Annotated in this window: 17 protein-coding genes; 8 read left to right on the forward strand and 9 right to left on the reverse strand. The window is 39.3% G+C overall.

Annotated elements, in window-relative coordinates:
* On the reverse strand, positions 1–1,455 hold the full coding sequence (gene nusA, locus B4C08_RS05595) for a transcription termination factor NusA (RefSeq protein ID WP_295795599.1): 1,455 nt from the start codon (positions 1,453–1,455) through the stop codon (positions 1–3).
* Between the two features lie 12 nt (positions 1,456–1,467).
* Positions 1,468–1,935: a ribosome maturation factor gene (locus tag B4C08_RS05600; RefSeq protein ID WP_296663838.1), complete on the reverse strand. Its 468-nt coding sequence runs from the start codon at positions 1,933–1,935 to the stop codon at positions 1,468–1,470.
* Between the two features lie 209 nt (positions 1,936–2,144).
* Between B4C08_RS05600 and cyaB the strand changes: the two genes are divergently transcribed.
* Genes cyaB through sppA form a run of 3 tightly spaced genes read left to right on the forward strand, consistent with a single transcriptional unit; the run spans position 2,145 to position 4,473 of the window.
* The gene (gene cyaB, locus B4C08_RS05605) at positions 2,145–2,735 is read left to right on the forward strand and encodes a class IV adenylate cyclase (RefSeq protein WP_296663840.1); all 591 of its coding nucleotides are present in this window, start codon (positions 2,145–2,147) and stop codon (positions 2,733–2,735) included.
* 41 nt (positions 2,736–2,776) lie between these two features.
* Entirely contained in the window at positions 2,777–3,424 is a 648-nt protein-coding gene (locus B4C08_RS05610) for a DUF975 family protein (RefSeq protein WP_296663843.1), read from the forward strand.
* A 20-nt stretch (positions 3,425–3,444) separates the two neighbouring features.
* A complete protein-coding gene (gene sppA, locus B4C08_RS05615; RefSeq protein ID WP_296663846.1) occupies positions 3,445–4,473 on the forward strand; it encodes a signal peptide peptidase SppA in 1,029 nt (342 codons plus the stop codon).
* On the opposite strand, the gene B4C08_RS05620 is transcribed toward sppA, so the two are convergent.
* The 7 genes from B4C08_RS05620 to B4C08_RS05650 all read right to left on the reverse strand — a co-directional run bounded on the left by B4C08_RS05620 (position 4,464) and on the right by B4C08_RS05650 (position 8,113).
* Positions 4,464–5,039, reverse strand: a complete 576-nt coding sequence (locus tag B4C08_RS05620) for a regulatory protein RecX (RefSeq protein ID WP_296663848.1) — start codon at positions 5,037–5,039, stop codon at positions 4,464–4,466. The genes sppA and B4C08_RS05620 overlap by 10 nt on opposite strands.
* Positions 5,040–5,077: 38 nt before the next feature.
* On the reverse strand, positions 5,078–5,470 hold the full coding sequence (gene rpsI, locus B4C08_RS05625) for a 30S ribosomal protein S9 (RefSeq protein ID WP_295795612.1): 393 nt from the start codon (positions 5,468–5,470) through the stop codon (positions 5,078–5,080).
* Between the two features lie 14 nt (positions 5,471–5,484).
* Positions 5,485–5,913: a 50S ribosomal protein L13 gene (gene rplM / locus B4C08_RS05630; protein WP_013702223.1), complete on the reverse strand. Its 429-nt coding sequence runs from the start codon at positions 5,911–5,913 to the stop codon at positions 5,485–5,487.
* Positions 5,914–6,092: 179 nt separating this feature from the next.
* Positions 6,093–6,314 (reverse strand): hypothetical protein, encoded by a 222-nt coding sequence (locus tag B4C08_RS05635; RefSeq protein ID WP_294013488.1) that lies wholly within the window; start codon positions 6,312–6,314, stop codon positions 6,093–6,095.
* 68 nt (positions 6,315–6,382) lie between these two features.
* Complete coding sequence (gene rbr, locus B4C08_RS05640) at positions 6,383–6,919, reverse strand: rubrerythrin (RefSeq protein ID WP_296663850.1); 537 nt, start codon at positions 6,917–6,919, stop codon at positions 6,383–6,385.
* Between the two features lie 109 nt (positions 6,920–7,028).
* Complete coding sequence (locus B4C08_RS05645; protein WP_296663852.1) at positions 7,029–7,361, reverse strand: branched-chain amino acid transporter permease; 333 nt, start codon at positions 7,359–7,361, stop codon at positions 7,029–7,031.
* Positions 7,358–8,113, reverse strand: a complete 756-nt coding sequence (locus tag B4C08_RS05650) for an AzlC family ABC transporter permease (RefSeq protein ID WP_296663854.1) — start codon at positions 8,111–8,113, stop codon at positions 7,358–7,360. Before B4C08_RS05650 ends, B4C08_RS05645 begins: the two co-directional genes overlap by 4 nt.
* 240 nt (positions 8,114–8,353) lie before the next feature.
* On the opposite strand from B4C08_RS05650, the gene B4C08_RS05655 reads away from it, so the two are divergent.
* The 5 genes from B4C08_RS05655 (at position 8,354) to aroA (ending at position 14,056) form a co-directional block, all read left to right on the forward strand.
* Positions 8,354–9,544, forward strand: coding sequence for an ABC transporter ATP-binding protein (locus B4C08_RS05655; protein ID WP_013702228.1), 1,191 nt, complete (start codon positions 8,354–8,356; stop codon positions 9,542–9,544).
* Entirely contained in the window at positions 9,541–10,560 is a 1,020-nt protein-coding gene (locus tag B4C08_RS05660; RefSeq protein ID WP_296663855.1) for an ABC transporter permease, read from the forward strand. Before B4C08_RS05655 ends, B4C08_RS05660 begins: the two co-directional genes overlap by 4 nt.
* Positions 10,557–11,429: an ABC transporter permease gene (locus B4C08_RS05665; RefSeq protein WP_296014510.1), complete on the forward strand. Its 873-nt coding sequence runs from the start codon at positions 10,557–10,559 to the stop codon at positions 11,427–11,429. The genes B4C08_RS05660 and B4C08_RS05665 overlap by 4 nt, the downstream gene beginning before the upstream one ends.
* Before the next feature lie 55 nt (positions 11,430–11,484).
* Positions 11,485–12,528, forward strand: a complete 1,044-nt coding sequence (locus B4C08_RS05670; RefSeq protein WP_296663857.1) for an extracellular solute-binding protein — start codon at positions 11,485–11,487, stop codon at positions 12,526–12,528.
* A 136-nt stretch (positions 12,529–12,664) separates the two neighbouring features.
* On the forward strand, positions 12,665–14,056 hold the full coding sequence (aroA, locus tag B4C08_RS05675) for a 3-phosphoshikimate 1-carboxyvinyltransferase (protein WP_296663859.1): 1,392 nt from the start codon (positions 12,665–12,667) through the stop codon (positions 14,054–14,056).
* Positions 14,057–14,118 lie beyond the last annotated feature (62 nt).

Genomic DNA, 14,118 nt, shown 5'->3' on the forward strand with positions numbered 1-14,118 from the left:
TTACTCTTCTTCAAATGAGAATTCAACACCGCATTTCGGACATCTTGTCATATCCGGTGTAATTTTTTCACCGCATTCAGGACAGAAATATTCTTCTTCTGAAGTTTCCTCTGCCGAATCTGCTGTCTGCTGCGGCTCTTCCTCATCTTCAAATTCAACGTTTTCATTTATAATTGAATAGACTTCATCTAGCTGTTCTTTTGTTACACCGTCAAGTCCATTCAACGCTCCGCTTTCATAAGACGAAACGAAAACTTCTATATCATCATATCCGGCTTCCTTAAGAATTTCAGCAACACGCTGGTCAACACCAGGAAGCTGCGCAACTGTAAGAATTTCCTCATACGATTCGTTTTCTGAACCGCCAAAGAGTTCTTCCGCCGCTCTTCTTGTGTCATTTTCAACAAGATCTTCATCTGTAACCATAGCTTCGGTTTTTACATCGATTGACCAGTTGCAAAGACGGTTTGCGAGGCGAACGTTCAAACCTTGTTTTCCAATCGCAATAGAAAAGTTCTCGTCAGAAACAACAGCAAGCGCCTCTCTTTTTTCAGCATCTTTAATTACAACATGCTTTACTTCGGCAGGCGAAAGCGCATTTTTTATAAACACATGAGGATCTTCATCATAGCGCAAAACATCGATTTTTTCGCCTTCAAGTTCACGGATTACATTCTGAATACGAACACCTTTCAAGCCAACGCAAGCGCCAACAGGATCCACATCGATTTTGTTTGAAGCCACAGCAATTTTTGTTCTGTAGCCAGGCTCGCGCGAAATGCTTTTTACAGCAATCGTATTATCCTGAATTTCAGGAACTTCAAGTTCAAGAATGCTTTTTACAAAATTTTCATCTGTACGGCTAAGCACAACCTGAATTCCAGAAGGAACTTTTTTTACATCCTTTACCAAAGCCCTGATTCTGTCGTTCTTTTCATAAACTTCACGAGGACTCTGATATTTTACAGGAAGCACGCCTTCAACTTTTCCAAGCTCAACATAAATATTTCCTTTATGCTCGCGCTGGTAATATCCAATTATAATCTGTCCGATTTTTTCCTTGTATTCATCAAGAAGCTTTTTACTAGAATTTTCATTCAAATCCTTGTGAGCTTCCTGTTTTCCAACGGAAACTGCGCCGCGCTCAAAATCGCGTTTTGGATCAAGCGGAATATCAAGAGTATCATGAATCACAGCTTCTGGAGCAAGTTTCTGCGCTTCTTCAAGTTCAATTTCAATAACAGGATCATAAACGCCGTCAACAACAGTTTTGCGCGCATAGACATTCACATCCGACATATCATCTGCAAATTTTACAATGCAGTTGTCATAGCCTTTTCCAAATGATTTTTGATACGCCGCAAGAATCATTCTCTCTATAGTCTGCCTGATTGAAGATTCATCAATTCCTTTTTCTGCAGAAAGTGCACGGATTGCATCTGCCATTTCTGACATAACAAAGCCCCCTTATAAATGTAAAAATTTTGCTTTAGCAATATCAGCATAGGCAACAGACTTTTCGCCGCCGCCTTCTATTTCCAATGTAACTTGATTTTTATCTGAAGATTTTATTTTTCCGCAAACCCAGTCATTTATATTTTTATCCCAGACGCGGACTTCTCTTCCTGTAAAAATTTCAAACTCAGCCGCATTTCTTAAAGTGCGTTCAATTCCCGGCGAACACATTTCCATAGAAATATCGTCTTCATTTTTCCCAAGGATTTTAACCATTTCTGAAAACAATGCGCGGTGCGCTTTTGCGCAATCTGAAACACCAATGTCTTTTTGGGAATCCGCCGAAGATATTACAGCAGAAATATTAACCTTGCCATTCTGCGGAACAACATGAAGCTCCACGAGCTTAAAACCTTCCGCAGACATCACAGCGGAACATTCATTAAAATACGGAATATTCTCGAAAGAACTATACTCCAAGTCAAACCTCTAAAAAAACACGCTTAATAAAAAGCATTTCAGACTAAAAAAAAAGAGCCTTTTTTGTGGCTCAATTTTTCAAGGATAATCAAAATGTACAAGGATAGTATCATTTTAAAACAACATTGTCAATAAACAAAAACGCATTCTACAAAAACTTCTCAAATATATTATTTTTCATTTGAAGATAAATATGATAAAATAATCCGATGAATGAAATTGAAATCAAAGCGCACGTTTACAAAAAAGATGAGCTTATAAAAAAATTAAATTCTTTCGCTGAATTCAAGCAGGAAGTTTTTCGCGACGACACTTACTATGAAAGTCCGCTGAATCCAAAAGTCAAAATTAGAATCAGAAAAGAAAAACGCGGAAAAAAAATTCGAAGCATCCTCACTTACAAGCGGAAAGAAATAAAGAGCGCATCCGAGAATTCCAGCACAGAATTAAATGAAGAACTTGAAACTGAAATTTTATCTTCCGAACCGCTGGAGCAATTTTTCTGCGACGCAGGATTAAAAGCCGCACTAAAAAAACACAAGGAAGTCATGGACTGGGAACTGGAACTTCCTGTTTCAATTGAAAATACAAATCTTAAGGCGACTCTTGAACTTTGCAATGTTCCGCCGCTCGGCTACTTTCTTGAAATTGAAATTCTTTCACCATCAAAAAAAGATGAAGATGTAAAAAAAGTTCAGCAAATTTTATTTGAACTTCTTGAAAAATGCGGAATCGAAAAATCCTGCATAGAAGAAAAATATTATTCAGAACTTCTTTTGCAAATTAAAAAAAACGATTAAATTATAAAGAACAAATAAAATATTGATAATAGAGGGAATTTATGTTTGAGCGTATTTCTTACAAAAAACAGGCATGCGAGCAACTGAAAGGAAAAATGAAAACTCCAATAATTGCGTTTGCGATAACAGCGGCAATTACAGCAATAGCGGCAGGAATTCCGCAGGAAAACCTAGATGGAACAACCGGGCTTATTTTATTTTTGCTAATCAGTTTTATAAACAGCGTTTTCTTTTTTGCATTTTTAAGAATTTTCATTCAGATTTACAATACAAAAGCAAAAGCTGAATTTTCAGATTTTGTAAACAGTTTTTCACATTTCGTAAAAGCGTTTCTTGGATTCCTTTGGTTTTATTTATGGGTCGGACTTTGGAGCCTGCTTTTCTTAATTCCGGGAATTGTAAAAGCATTTTCATACTCGCAGATGTTTTTTGTTCTGGCGGAAAATCCAAAAATTTCAGTTTCAAAAGCCATGAACATAAGCAAGGTTCTTACCAGAAACCACAAAGGCGATTTGTTTCTTATGTCGCTAAGTTTTTTGGGCTGGGAATTTCTTTCATTGCTTACAATTTTCATTCTTCAAATTTGGGTCAAGCCTTATGAAGTAATGTCATTTACAAACGCATATTATGCGCTGAAAGAAGAAGCATTCAGAACAGGCTCGCTTACACCGGCGGACTTTGAAGCGTAAAAACAAAAAAGGGGGAAATAATGAAAATAAAATTTTCGGCAAAAAATTATTCAAAAAAAGGACTTGCGGTTTTTGCCTGCACAATTATTCTTGCAATTGCAATTTCTATATTTACCACGGCAAACTCTGCTTTGAATAATACAAAAAGTACAATTTCCGCAGTTTCAAATTCAGAAGCAAAAATAAAAGACAAGCTGCTCGGAAAAAAAGAAAACAAATTTCCGAAGAACGAATACATTGCAAAACTTTTTATAAAAGGCGTAATTTCCGAAGCAAACGATTCGTATAATCAGGAATGGATTTTATCCACAATAAAAGATTTGCAGGAAGACATGAATAACCGCGGAATTGTTCTTATAATAAATTCTCCGGGCGGCGGAGTCTATCAGGCAGACGAAGTTTTCCTTGCGCTGGAAAAATACAAAAAAGAAACAGAACGTCCAGTCTATGCGTACTTCACTTCTCTTGCAGCAAGCGGCGGATATTACGTTGGGTGTGCCGCTGACTACATAATGGCAAACAGAAATTCTCTCACAGGAAGTATCGGCGTTATTGCAGGCCAGTTCACGGACTTAACCGGACTAATGGAAAAATGGGGAATCAAGTCCACAACAATCCACGCAGGTCGCAACAAGCTCATGGGAAATTTCAACGAGCCAATGACGCAGGAGCAGCAGGAAATAATGCAGTCAATCGCTGATGAATGTTACGAGCAGTTCACGGATATTGTCGCAGAAAGCCGCGGACTTTCAAAAGAAGAAGTTTATAAACTTGCCGACGGAAGAATCTACACAGCAGCGCAGGCAAAAGAAGCGTCCCTCATAAATTCAATAGGAACTTTGGACGAGCTTATTGAAACTATGCAGCGAAAGGAATTCGACTTTGCAGAATATGAAACTGCAGATTTTTCGTACAAAAAAGAAGACAGCATTTACAATCTTATTATGGGAAGCGCAAAAGAATTCAAAAAAGCCTCATTGGGAATTCCTGACGCTGTAATGGAAGTTTTAGAACCGCAAATTGAATTTCCAGCATATTACTACAAATAGGAATCTTCTGAAATAACAATCCCGATTTGCTTTAACGTAAAGCCTTTCTGAATAAGAGAGGCTTTTATTTTATCCAGATCTTTTTTAAACAGCCGGCATTTTTTGTAGGCACGGCGACAAATTTCAAGCTCATCTTTTTCTGAAAAAAATTCATCAAGGGCTTTTTTTGAAGATGACCGGTCAACACCTCTGGAAGCAAGTTCAGCCACAAGCCGGATTCTTCCTTCAGCATGATCAATTGAACGGCTTCTTAGCCAAGCACCGGCAAAACGCTCATCGCTTAAATTTCCGCACTGCTCAAGATAATCCAAAGCTTTTTCTACAGCCGTTTTTTCAATTCCCTTTTTTAAAAGCTTGCGTTCAAGTCCAGCACGGCAATGCTCAGCGCGCGCAAGATATGTCATTGCAGCAAATTCTGCGCCATAAACAACCGCCGCATTCAGCAAATCCGAAGCTTCTTCATCAGAAAATTCCGCTCCAGCAAAAAGATTTTCTTCGGATAAAAGAGAAAGGTAACATGAACGCAAAAAAAATGCAGACCCAACAGAAGGTGTAATTTCGTACACTCCTGTAAAAGTCTGCTGTATTTGGCGAATAACCAATTTTAGCGTTTGCTGAACTGGAATCTGCGGCGAGCACCACGCTGACCGTATTTCTTACGCTCAACCATACGAGAATCGCGTGTAAGATAGCCGTTTGCCTTAAGAGAAGGACGTGCATCTGGATCTACCTGAGTCAAAGCACGAGAAACTCCATGCAAGCAAGCCGCTGCCTGACCATTAAGACCGCCTCCGCAAACATTGATAAGAATATCATACTTGTTTACATTTGATGTAACCAAAAGCGGCTGAATTACAAGACGAGCCTGTGATTCTGTTGCAAAATAGTCTTTTATATCTTTTCCGTTAACAACAATTTTTCCTGAACCTTCGCGCATAAAAACACGAGCAGTTGCAGTTTTTCTTCTTCCTGTACCGATAGCTAAATTCTTAATCACGATATGCTCCTATTTTAAACTTCAAGAGGTTTTGGATTCTGAGCTGCATGAGGATGCTCTGGACCTTCGTAAATCTTGAGGTTTCCGATAATTTTGCGTCCAAGGCGATTATGAGGAAGCATTCCCCAAATTGTTCTCTTCAAAGGCTCTGTAGGATGTTTTTCAATAAGAGTGTTGAATGAATAAGAGCGCAAACCACGTACATAACCTGTATAATGGCGATAAAGCATATTGTCAGCTTTTTTGCCTGTAACCTGAATTTTTTCAGCATTAACAATTACAACAAAATCACCACACATAGAGTTCGGTGTATAAGAAGCTTTGTGCTTTCCACGAAGAACAGAAGCAGCTTTTGCAGCTACACGTCCCAAAGTTTTTCCAGATGCATCGATGACATACCAGTCATTTTTTACATCTTCATTTTTAGCAAAATAAGTTTTCATGTATATACCTTTCTAAATAAAACATTACGTTTTCCACTTTGCATCTAGCTTCAAACGTTTGTAGGCAATGAGCAGTTGCCAACAATATATACGGGGTAAAAAAAGATACCATGTTTTCAGGTTTTTAGTCAATTAAATTCAAGAAATTCAACTGAAAATATTTGCGCTGAACAAGAAATTTATTTCTTTTCTATTGATTTAGCGGCATTTTCTTCTTTTTTTGCTTCTTTTTTGTCCTTTATATCAGCAAAACCTATAAAAACAGAAATGAGTCCGCAGAAAGCCGCAAAACACGGAGCAAATCCTTTCAGGAATGAAACAATGTCAGAAGTCCAGTTCAAGCCAAGACAAGAAAACACGCAAAATCCAATCAAAACAATTCCAATCAACAATGAAACCATAAAATACTCCATAATTATTTAAGCCGCTCTTGCAAAAACAAAAACGGCATTTATACAAAAATACTAATCTAGTAGTTTTCAGCTTTTACTTCAAAATAACTTTGCGGATGAGCGCAAACTGGGCAAATGTCAGGCGCTTTTTTTCCTACGCAGATATGTCCGCAGTTTGAGCATTGCCAAATAACGTCTCCGTCCTTGCTGAAAACACACTCATTTGTAACGTTATCCAAAAGCTTGCGGTAACGCTCTTCATGTGTTTTTTCTACTGCGGCGACACCTTCAAATTTCTGGGCAATATCAATAAATCCTTCTTCACGCGCTGTCTTGGCAAAAGAAGAATACATATCTGTCCACTCGTAATTTTCACCTTCCGCAGCATCCTTTAAATTTTCTGCAGTGCTTTTTATTCCGCCGTTAAGATACTTGTACCAAAGCTTGGCATGCTCCTTTTCATTTTCAGCAGTTTCCTCGAAAATTTTTGCAATCTGTACAAATCCGTCTTTGCGGGCCTTGCTTGCAAAAAATGTATACTTGTTGCGGGCCTGAGATTCACCTGCAAAAGCCGTCTTAAGATTTTCTTCAGTTTTTGAACCTTTTAATTCCATGATTTGCCTCCATTACAAACACAGCCACAAAAATAAAAATTTCCTATTTACACAAAGTATAATCAATTCTTTTAATAATTACCATTAAAACAGAAAATTTTCAGGATTTTCACATAATTCTGGACAAAACCATAAAAATCACAGTGCTTGAAAAAATGCTCACCATGGAATTTTTAAATGCAAGATGAATGACAACTGTTGCCACGGAAGCGACTAAATGCGGAATTCCAAAAGGAGAACTCAAAAAGCTTGTGTCCTTAAAGCAATAAACGACCAAAACCGCCATGATTAAAGACGGCGTATATTTTTCAATAAAACGGATTATCGCAGGCGGATTTTTTCTGCTGAAGGCAATAAACGGAAGCAAGCGAGTTCCATAAATAACTGCCCCAGAAACAAAAATAGCTGCCAAAGCCATAAGAAGGCTATAAGATTCTTTCATGCCAATTCCTCCGATTTAGAATTTGAAAGAATTTTTTCTTTTGCAAAAAATGACGGACCTCTTACCAAAAGCATCGCTCCAAGAGCCACGCAAATTGAAACCCATATTATATTTGACGAGCCAAAAACGCCAGTTTTATAAAGCACAACGGAAATTACAGCGGCAATTCCGCCAAACAAGACTGGCACACAATCCTTTGAAGATTTAAGCTGCTCAATCAAGAGAACTATAAAAAGCGAAGTCAGAGCAAAATCAACTCCAGTTAAAAATTTTCCAAGCCCGTAGCGGTCCATAACAGTATAAGCCACAGCGCCAATAAGACTTCCCAAGCACCAGTAGCTTTGATCCAGCGCGGAAACAATCGCATAAAATGAAATTTTATTTACTCGAGGCGGAACTTCAATTCCCTGGACAAGCGCAAAAGTTTCGTCTGTAATCGCAAAAACAAGATACGGCTTTTTTCCGCCGGCATTTTTGTATTTTGAAATAAGAGAAAGTCCATAGAAAATATGCCGGATGCTAAGCAAAAACTGAACAAGAATTATTTCAGCAAAAGAAGCTCCCGAAGCAAGCTGACCGACTATAAAATATTGCCCGGAACCAGTATACATAATAAGCCCCGAAAGAACGGCAAGCCACCAAGGATAGCCCGCATTCGCAAGCAGCATTCCAAATCCAATTCCAATCGCGATATATCCAAAAAACACAGGCGCAGTTATTTTAAGTGCCTGGGCAAAAACATAGCGGTTCATAATGAGCAAGTATAATAGCAATAAAGATAAATAGGTTCAACAGCATAAAATTTCAACTTTCTACAATAAATTCCGCAAAAATGCGCAAAAAGTTTTTTTATAAATTTCCACTTATTTTTTCAAAAATTATTGACTTTTTTACGTATTAAATACAAATTAAGCCTTAGACTTTAAAGTCTATAAGAGCCTTGTTTTGCCAGGCAAAGGCCTTTTTATCACTCAGGAAGGAGTTGTACCCTAGTGAACGGAAGTACAGTTTCTATTAATAGCGTGTCCAAGCATTTTGGCTCGTTCCATGCGCTTGATGACATCAGCATTACAATTAAGCAGGGGGAGTTTTTTTCTCTGCTTGGACCGTCCGGCTGTGGAAAGACAACACTTCTCCGCATTATCGCAGGATTTGAATTTCCTGATGAAGGCGCAGTTCTTTTTGACGACAAGAATGTTGTGCCTCTTCCGCCTAACAAACGCCAAAGCAATACAGTTTTCCAAAGCTACGCGCTTTTTCCGCATCTTTCAGTTTATGAAAATGTTGCGTTTCCGCTTCGCTTAAAAAAAACTGACAAAAAAACAATCGACGAAAAAGTAAAGGAATACCTGCATCTTGTTCAGCTTGACCAGCACATGTATAAAAAACCGAATCAGCTTTCAGGCGGACAAAGACAGCGTGTGGCAATTGCAAGAGCGCTCATAAACGAACCGAAAGTTTTGCTTCTTGACGAGCCTCTTTCAGCACTTGATGCAAAGCTGCGCGCAAATCTTTTGGTTGACCTTGACGCATTGCACGACAAAATCGGAATCACGTTCATTTACGTTACTCACGACCAAAGCGAAGCACTTGCCGTAAGCGACAGAATCGCTGTAATGAATCAAGGAAAAGTTCTTCAGGTCGGAACTCCATTTGAAATTTACGAAAGCCCTGCGACACAATTTGTAGCGCAGTTCATAGGAGAAACAAACCTTTTTGAAAGCACAGTTGTTTCCTGTGAGCCTCACAAGAATTCCAAGGGAGAAGATGAATTCAATGTAACTCTGAATACTCCAGTTCTTGGACTTCAGGCAAAGCTCAAGGGCGAAACTCAGGCGATGCGCGAAGAAGACAAAAATATTCTTGTTACAGATTACGATCACACAGATCCAGGTCAGAAAGTCTGCTTTACAATTCGTCCGGAAAAAATCCGCATAACTCTTGAAGAGCCGAATGTAGGCGGAAGAAAAGACATCAATGTTTTCAAAGGAATTGTAGAAGAACCGGTTTACACAGGATTTCAGTCTAAATTCTACGTGCGCCTTGAAAACGGAGCAATCATAAAAGTATTCAAGCAGCACACAAACTATCTTGATGACGGTCCGGAAATCGCATGGAAAGATGAAGTTTTTGTTTCATGGTCAGCAGATGACGGCTACATTGTTGAGGACATAAACACATGAAAAGCAAGCAAGAAAAGAAAGAACACAAAAGCTTTCAGCTCAGGCTAGCTTCAAAGGCTTACGGTGCAAAATATAAAAAGGCGAATCCCGGTCCTGCATACGCTTGGCCAATGGGAGCTTGGTTTTCACTTTTCTTTATTGTGCCGCTAGTTATAATTATATGCTACTCATTTTTAAAGCGCGATGTTTACGGCGGAGTTACAAGGGAATTTTCGCTTAAAGCCTACGAGCAGATGCTAAGCCCGGCTTACGGTCTTATATTTTTGCGCACACTTTGGATTACAATAATCGCCACAGCAGTTACAATTATCATTTCACTTCCGTGCGGATATGCAATGGCAAGAAGCAAGCACCAAACACTTCTTTTGATTCTTGTTATTGTTCCGTTTTTAACAAACAGCCTTATAAGAATTTTTGCCTGGATTACAATTCTTGGAGACAACGGGCTTTTTAACCAGTTGCTTTCAAATTTGCATTTGATTCTTTGCAAGATAACGGGTTCTACAAAAGAATTTGTTCCGCATAAATTTATGTTTACACGCGAAGCAGTTATTCTTGTAAGCATTTATATGTATTTGCCTTACGCGATTCTTCCAGTTTTTACAGCGGTGGACAGATTTGATTTTACACTGCTTGAAGCTGCCCGGGATCTTGGCGCGACAAAAATGCAGTCAATGTTTAAAGTTTTAATTCCGGGAATTAAAAGCGGAATCTTGAGCGCGGTAATTTTTACATTTATTCCAATTTTTGGAACATACACAGTTCCGCAGCTTGTAGGCGGAAAAGACAGCTATATGCTTGGAAACATAATTGTTGACCAAGTTCAGAAAGTGCGCAACTGGCCGCTAGCTTCAGCATTCAGCCTTGTAATTACAGTTATAAGCATGGCGGGAGTTCTGCTAATGCTTTCAACAGGAAAAAAAGAAGCAGACTTGAACAAAAAATTGAACAAAGAAGACACAACATCAAGCATTGCCGAAAGCATTTCCAAAGCCAGCCTTGAAGGAAGCAAATGAAAAATCCGATTTTATTGTTAAACAAAAAATACAAGTCGATTCCCAAAAGCGAGTCAAACAGGCACGCAAAACGCCAGTGGAAAAAGCGCAATCCAAAATTCAGCTTGTCGAACACGATATTGTGCCTTTCAATTTTATTTTTGTTTTTGCCGCTGTTTGTAATTGTGTTTTTTTCATTCAACGAATCAAAAGACACAACATTTACAAATTTTTCGTTCATTTGGTACCAGAAACTCATATTCAGCTCAAAACCTTTGTGGCACGCGCTTTTAAACAGTTTTATTGTAGCCATAACATCTGCAATTACAGCAACTGTTCTTGGAACTTTGGCAGCAATTGGAATCAGCTGGTACAAATTCTTCGGAAAATCCTACATTCAGTCAATCAGCTTTTTGCCGATGGTTCTGCCGGAAGTAATCATGGGAATTTCGCTTTTGATTTTTTTCAGCGGAATAAAACTTTCTCTCGGTCTTTTTACAATTTTTATTGCGCATACAACATTCTGCCTTCCATTTGTTTATCTTATGGTAAGCGCAAGAATTGACGAATTTGACTATTCAATTATAGAAGCAAGCCACGACCTGGGCGCAAACGAATTTCAGACGCTTACAAAAGTAATTGTTCCTGCAATCATGCCTGGAATTATTTCCGGCTTTATGATGAGCATAACAATGTCGTTTGAAGATTACGTTATAACGGCTCTTGTTTCAGGACCAGGAAGCACAACACTTCCACTTTACGTTTATTCGCTTATAAGATTCGGCGTAAGTCCTGTAATCAATTCGCTTTCTTTTGTGCTGATTTTGATAATCTGCGCAATTGCAATCCTGCTTAGAAGCCGACTTAAAACATTTGCGGCATCAAGATAATTCATTCTACAAAAAAGCAAAACTGGCTTAATACCGGTCTTGCAAAGGAGTTTTTATGAAAAAAAGAGTTTGCTCAATTATTTCAGCTTTTATCGCCTGCGCTTCTGTTTCATTTTTTTCATGCAAGAAAGAAAATGAAGTCTACCTTTACAACTGGACTTACTACACGCCGGATGAAGTTTTGCGCGACTTTGAAAAAGAGTTCAACTGCACAGTAAAAGTAGACAGCTACGCTTCAAATGAAGAAATGTACGCAAAGCTAAGAGCAGGAGCAAAAGGATACGACATAGTTGTTCCGTCACAGGACTACTGTTCAATCATGATTAAGCAGGGAATGTTCCGTGAGCTTGACCAGAGCAAGATGACAAACAAAAGCCACATAAATCCGCTTGTGTTTGAAAAGGCAGATTACGATCCTCAGATGAAATATTGCGTTCCATATTATCTTGGAGCCGCTGGAATCGCCGTGAACAAGACAAAAGTTTCCGCGGAATATGAAAGAACCTGGAATATTTTTTCAGACAAGCAGTTTGCAGGACACGCCACAATGATGGACGATATGCGCGAAGTTATCGGAGACGCTCTTACAACACTTGGCTACAGCATAAACACAGTTGACAAAAACGAGCTGAAAGAAGCTTCGGACTACATAATAAAAAACTGGAAGCCAAACCTCGTAAAGTTCGACGCTGAAGGATTCGGAAAGTCATTTGCTTCCGGCGACTTCTGGCTTTGCCAAGGATATGCAGAAGTTGTTTTCGGCGAAGTTCCAGAAGATAAATGGGAAGAAACAATCGATTTCTTTATTCCAGCTGAAGGCGGACCTTCTTACCTTGACAGCATGTGCATTCTAAAAGATGCTCCTCACTACGACCTAGCCAATGAATTTGTAAACTATATTCATCGCCCGGAAGTCTACGCTAAATTCCTTGACGCATTCCACTTCCCTTGCTTTGTGAACAAAAACGCTGCCCAGTACATGACAACAAAAGCAATGTACGAGGCAGACCAAATGTCAAACTGTGTTCTAAAAGAAGATCTTGGAGAAGACTTGGACAAATACAATGAGCTTTGGCAGGAAATAAGATTTTCTGAATAGCAAGTTCATAAAGTATTTATGGTGCTGCGCAAATTCGTGCAGTGCCTTTTTTTTATGCAAACAAGACAAACTTTCGTTCCATTGCGCAAATAAAGCAAATTGCGTACAGATTCTTTTTTTGCTATAATCAGCATCTATGAAAATCATTGCAAAAAAAACAAACCTCAACGGACATATTCAAGTTCCAGGCTCTAAGTCACATACAATCAGAGCGCTTTTGCTTGCATCCCTTGCAGAAGGAACTTCATATATACGCAATCCACTTCCAAGCGCAGACTGTCTTAGCGCAAGCCGTGCAGTTCCTCTTATGGGCGCAAAAATCAAACTGGAAGAAGGGTCGATAAAAATCGGACAGACTTGGACAGTCCAAGGAGCAGGAAGCGAAATTCATTTGCCAAGCAACATCGTTGACGTAGGAAATTCCGGCTCGTTGCTTTACTTTATGTCGCCAATTGCAGCTACATTTGAAGGCTGGAGCGTATTCACTGGAGACGAAAGCATAAGAAAACGTCCCGTAAGCCACGTTGTAGACGCATTAAGACAACTTGGAGCTCAGGCATTCACTGCGGAAGAAAAAAGCGGAACCTGTCCAATGCTCATAAAAGGCCCTATAAATGCAAACAACACAGTAAAAACAGGAGGCGAGCTTAGCCAGTATGTTTCCGGAATGATGATGGCAGCTTGCAGGCTGAACGGAACTCTTAAAATCGAACTTTCAAATCCAAAAGAAACTCCTTATCTTTACATGACCCAAAAGTGGCTTGAAAGCTGCGGAGTAAAAGTCAGAATGTCAGAGGACTTTAAGCATATAGAAGTTGACGGTCCTGTAAAAATAAAGGCATTCGACAAAGTAATTCCAAGCGACTGGGAAGCTGTGGCATTTCCGCTGATTGCAACCTTGATTACAGACAGCGAGCTTGTAATTGACAACGTAGACTTAAGCGGAACTCAAGGAGATGAAGCAATAGTCGAAGTTCTAAAATCCCTCGGAGCAGACATTGTGCTTGACAAGGAAAACTGCTCACTCAAAGTGCGCGGCGGAAAAAAAGCCACAAACGGAATTGGAAGACTTTCCACGGAACTTTTAAAAGACAAAGAGCTTCACGTAAATCTTTCTGGATTTCCTGATGCAGTTTGCGCTCTTGCCGCAGTTTCGTGCTTTGTGGAAGGAACTGTATTTATTGAAGACATTGGAGTTTGCCGCAGAAAGGAAACAGACCGCATAAAAGTTTTAAAAAGCGAACTTGAAAAACTCGGTGCGCAAGTAGAAGAAGGCGAAGACTTTTTGGTTATCCACGGACATTCGCCAGTTCTTGCTGACGGCAAAGCAAACCCTGCCTTTATCTTGCACGGCGCAGAAGTTGAAAGCTACCTTGACCACAGAGTTGCAATGAGCCTTGCCTGTCTAGGGCTTGGATTAAAAGAAGGCCAAGAAGTAAAAGTAAAAGACTCGGAATGCTGTTCTGTAAGCTTTCCTGAATTCTTTGAAGCCATGAACAAAATAGGAGCCGGATTCACAAAAGCCTAAAAAAACACGCCGAGTTTTTAAAAATTCTCGGCGTAAAATTTAAAAAGTACGGCGTGTTTTTA

It is taken from the genome of Treponema sp. UBA753, from assembly GCF_002297325.1.
Lineage (GTDB): Bacteria > Spirochaetota > Spirochaetia > Treponematales > Treponemataceae > Treponema_D.

Coding starts and splice junctions, on each gene's coding strand:
- cyaB (WP_296663840.1), top strand. CDS start 2,145: ATGAATGAAATTGAAATCAAAGCGCACGTTTACAAAAAAGATGAGCTT.
- rbr (WP_296663850.1), bottom strand. CDS start 6,919: ATGGAATTAAAAGGTTCAAAAACTGAAGAAAATCTTAAGACGGCTTTT.
- nusA (WP_295795599.1), bottom strand. CDS start 1,455: ATGTCAGAAATGGCAGATGCAATCCGTGCACTTTCTGCAGAAAAAGGA.
- B4C08_RS05670 (WP_296663857.1), top strand. CDS start 11,485: ATGAAAAAAAGAGTTTGCTCAATTATTTCAGCTTTTATCGCCTGCGCT.
- B4C08_RS05645 (WP_296663852.1), bottom strand. CDS start 7,361: ATGAAAGAATCTTATAGCCTTCTTATGGCTTTGGCAGCTATTTTTGTT.
- B4C08_RS05665 (WP_296014510.1), top strand. CDS start 10,557: ATGAAAAATCCGATTTTATTGTTAAACAAAAAATACAAGTCGATTCCC.
- rplM (WP_013702223.1), bottom strand. CDS start 5,913: ATGAAAACTTATTTTGCTAAAAATGAAGATGTAAAAAATGACTGGTAT.
- B4C08_RS05650 (WP_296663854.1), bottom strand. CDS start 8,113: ATGAACCGCTATGTTTTTGCCCAGGCACTTAAAATAACTGCGCCTGTG.
- sppA (WP_296663846.1), top strand. CDS start 3,445: ATGAAAATAAAATTTTCGGCAAAAAATTATTCAAAAAAAGGACTTGCG.
- aroA (WP_296663859.1), top strand. CDS start 12,665: ATGAAAATCATTGCAAAAAAAACAAACCTCAACGGACATATTCAAGTT.
- B4C08_RS05660 (WP_296663855.1), top strand. CDS start 9,541: ATGAAAAGCAAGCAAGAAAAGAAAGAACACAAAAGCTTTCAGCTCAGG.
- B4C08_RS05610 (WP_296663843.1), top strand. CDS start 2,777: ATGTTTGAGCGTATTTCTTACAAAAAACAGGCATGCGAGCAACTGAAA.
- B4C08_RS05635 (WP_294013488.1), bottom strand. CDS start 6,314: ATGGTTTCATTGTTGATTGGAATTGTTTTGATTGGATTTTGCGTGTTT.